4 protein-coding genes and 1 pseudogene are annotated in these 3,191 nt (G+C 64.6%); 3 read left to right on the top strand and 2 right to left on the bottom strand.

Going from position 1 to position 3,191, the window contains the following annotated elements; all coding sequences use genetic code 11:
- Positions 1-653 precede the first annotated feature (653 nt).
- On the bottom strand, positions 654-992 hold the full coding sequence (locus ABN273_RS58940) for a hypothetical protein (protein WP_349458546.1): 339 nt from the start codon (positions 990-992) through the stop codon (positions 654-656).
- Positions 993-1,041: 49 nt separating this feature from the next.
- Between ABN273_RS58940 and ABN273_RS58945 the strand changes: the two genes are divergently transcribed.
- Entirely contained in the window at positions 1,042-1,422 is a 381-nt protein-coding gene (locus ABN273_RS58945) for a hypothetical protein (protein WP_349458549.1), read from the top strand.
- A 108-nt stretch (positions 1,423-1,530) separates the two neighbouring features.
- Here ABN273_RS58945 and ABN273_RS58950 read toward each other — a convergent pair.
- Positions 1,531-1,815, bottom strand: a pseudogene (locus tag ABN273_RS58950) (winged helix-turn-helix transcriptional regulator); the annotation flags it as partial.
- A gap of 67 nt (positions 1,816-1,882) precedes the next feature.
- Between ABN273_RS58950 and ABN273_RS58955 the strand changes: the two are divergent.
- Both ABN273_RS58955 and ABN273_RS58960 read left to right on the top strand, forming a co-directional pair.
- On the top strand, positions 1,883-2,797 hold the full coding sequence (locus tag ABN273_RS58955; protein WP_349458547.1) for an alpha/beta fold hydrolase: 915 nt from the start codon (positions 1,883-1,885) through the stop codon (positions 2,795-2,797).
- A complete protein-coding gene (locus tag ABN273_RS58960) occupies positions 2,794-3,036 on the top strand; it encodes a hypothetical protein (RefSeq protein ID WP_349458548.1) in 243 nt (80 codons plus the stop codon). Before ABN273_RS58955 ends, ABN273_RS58960 begins: the two co-directional genes overlap by 4 nt.
- Positions 3,037-3,191 lie beyond the last annotated feature (155 nt).

The raw sequence follows: 3,191 nt of genomic DNA on the forward strand, positions 1-3,191 counted from the left end.
GTTGCTCAGGCGAGCCAACGCACTATCCGTCACCAAATCGCGACGATCCGCGCTGAGGCCAGCTACGCCCAACACCAGCGAAAGCACTCGCTACCTGCGCAAATGCCTTAACTCACCGGCATTGCAGTTCAGGGGCACCTTTTCTCATGTTCTAAAGCAGAGCTACCGCCTCGGTTGAATACCTGGGGTTAAGTCGAGGCACTGCCAGAAGAGTTGAGGCACCACCGTGCCACTGGAGTTGAGGCAGGCGGCAGCAGACGTTGGGCAGCTGGGGCGCGAAGGGCGGTTACTGAGGTACGGCCGGTTCTATCGGTCGCGGCGCGCTGTTCTCGGCCGGGCCATCGGTAAATGTCGGCGTTCGGCAGCAGGTAGCCGCTACCGTTGCCCTGATGCACTGGTTGGTCGGCTTGTTGCCTGGCTGTGCTGGACGGTTATGAACTGAGCTCCGCTCACGTGGCTGGGACTAGCTCCACGATCACGGCATCACACTCGATGAGCTCCGGCAGGAGCACCTCGATGCCTGGTTGGCGGACGGCCCGAGTGCCCGCAGGTTCGTCGACCGCTTCATCCGGTGGGCGATCAAATGTCGACTCGTCGAGCCGGACCTCACCGTCGCTCGGCACCGCCGAGGCACGAGTCCCAAGTTGTCCAAGTCAGAACAAGACGTAGCCGTCGGGGGCGTGGTGCACACCGACGAGCTCACCGTGCGCGATGGGGCTGCCGCCATCTTGGTCATCGTCTTCGGCCAGCACATCGAAGACCTCATCCGGCTGACCTGGGACGACGTCACCGTGACCGCCGAGGTCGTCACGATCCGTCTGAGGAAGACTCTCCTCCCCCTGGACGAGCCCATGCGCCAGCTCGCTGCTGCGCCCGGCAACGACCTCACTGCGTCCCACCCGAACAGCAACTGGGTGTTCCGCGGCCACTCCCCCGGGCAGGCACATGCACGGCGCCAGCCTCTGGTCCAGGCTCGCGTCGGTCTTCAGCACGTGGGCGGCACGGTTTGGGACCCTGCACGAGCTGACCAAGCTCGGTCCAGTGCCGATCGTCGCTGACGCGCTGGGCTACCACCCGTCGACGATCGAGCCGAGCGCCACGCAACCGGCTCAGCGGCGACGTACGCCCAATACCTCGCTGCCGCACGCGATCAGCGTCGATCGTCTTGAGCGCGAACCACCGTTCCTTGCTGCGTCAGGGAGCGAAAATGCCTCGCAGAGCGTTTTCATCACCTTCGAGATCGACAACCCCGCGGATGTCCTCGAGGGCGAGCATGCCCGCCGCCAGGCCAAGAATGGTCGCTGCGTCAGCGCGTATGACCGCATCGAGAGGTCGTCCGTCATGCCGAGCGACCTCTGGGCCTGCGTGGGTCACCCGCACCTGAAACAGTTGCTCATCGACCGCGACTCCGACCGTCGATGATTCATCCGCCGTCCCGCTGTCTATGAGTGCCGGAAGTGCTACGGCAAGCCACTCCTGGCGGAAGCGATCGCCGCCCGGCCCGTTCACCATGAGGGGCGTAGACCAGCGAATGAGGCCTTCGATCGGCTCTCGCAGCTCGGCGCCCCATGGGGTGAGGGCGTACACCACGGCGCTGCCCTTCGCGGCTGGGCGCCGTTCGACCACTCCTGCCGCCTCGAGATCGCGGAGCCTGTCTGAGAGGAGGTTGGTCGCCACGCCCGGGAGACCGTCGAGGAGTTCGCGGTAGCGGGCGGGAGCAATGAGGAGTTGGCGGACGATGAGGAGGTTCCAGCGGTCACCGATGACGTCGAGGGCTCGGGCGAGGCCGCAGTACTGACCGTAGCTTCGACTCATGTTTCTACTTGACTTTCTCAAGACGACTTGACAATCTCAAGCCTACTCGACGGAGAGGAATGTGGCCATGGCCGCTGGAGAACGGCCCGAGTGGGTCGGCGACGAACTGTTTCCATTCGAAAGCCGCTTCATGGAGATCGACGGGAACGTCGTGCACTACGTCGACGAGGGCTCGGGGCCGATCCTGCTGATGCTGCACGGCAATCCCGTCTGGTCCTTCGTGTACCGCGAAGTGATCGCCGCCCTGCGGGACCAGTTCCGCTGCATCGCCCTGGACTTTCCGGGGTTCGGCCTGTCCACCGCCGCCCCCGGCTACCGGTACCTGGCACAGGACCACGCTGAGCTGCTCGTCTCCTTTCTCGATCGGCTCGACGTCGCAGAATTGACCCTGGTCGGCCACAACTGGGGCGGCCCGTTCGGCCTGTACGCCGCACAGCAACGACCGGACAAGTTCGAACGCCTCATCCTGACCAACACCTGGGCGTGGCCGTTGAACGGCGACCTGAGCAGCGAAGTGTTCTCCCGCGGCATGGGGAACCCGGTCGGACGCGCGCTGGTCAAGCGGTTCAACCTGCTCGTCGACCACTTCATCCCAGCCGCGCACAAGCGCCGGAAGCTGTCCGAGGCCGAAATGGCCCACTATCGCGAGGCAACGCCCACGCCAGAGCGTCGCCACGCCGGCGCCGTCCTCCCCGGTGAACTCGTCGGCGCTAGGGAGTTCTTCACCAATCTCGCAGACCAACTCGGCGCACTCGAGAAGTTGCCTACCCTGATCGTGTGGGCTGACACGGATCCGATCTTCACCGACAGATACCGGAAGCGATTGGAAGCGACCTTCCCCAACGCCACCACGACGGTGCTCCACGGAGTCGGCCACTTCCTGCAGTCTGACGCACCCGACGAGTTCAGCGAAGCCATCGAGACTTGGTGGGCAGAACTGGCGAGTGAGGCCAGCACGGTCTCCTCCGAGAATCCGTCGTGAGTCGCAAGGCGGGAATCCTTATCGCGGTCTACGTCGCGGCGCTCGCGATCAACCTCGACGTCACCATCGTCAATGTCGCCCTGCCGAGCATCGCGACCGAACTCGGCGCGAGCACCAGAGGACTGCAGTGGGTCGTCGACGGCTACAACCTCTCGGGTGCGCTTATCGCGGTCGCGCTGCCCGGCCGGCGGTTCAAGCCGGCCGCGGTAGAACAGGCGAACTCGCCAGCACTGGCCTGAGTTCCACAGTTGGCCCCGAACCTTGGTTTGAGCTGCCCCGGGTTGGTTGGAGGCTCCCAAGACTGGAAGGCTGGGAGTCGTGCCCGCACCGAGGAAGTACCCCCAAGAGCTGCGTGAACGCGCCATCAAGATGGTGTTCGACCTGCGTGAGGAGA

This window comes from Nonomuraea sp. B19D2 (assembly GCF_040137845.1).
Lineage (GTDB): Bacteria > Actinomycetota > Actinomycetes > Streptosporangiales > Streptosporangiaceae > Nonomuraea.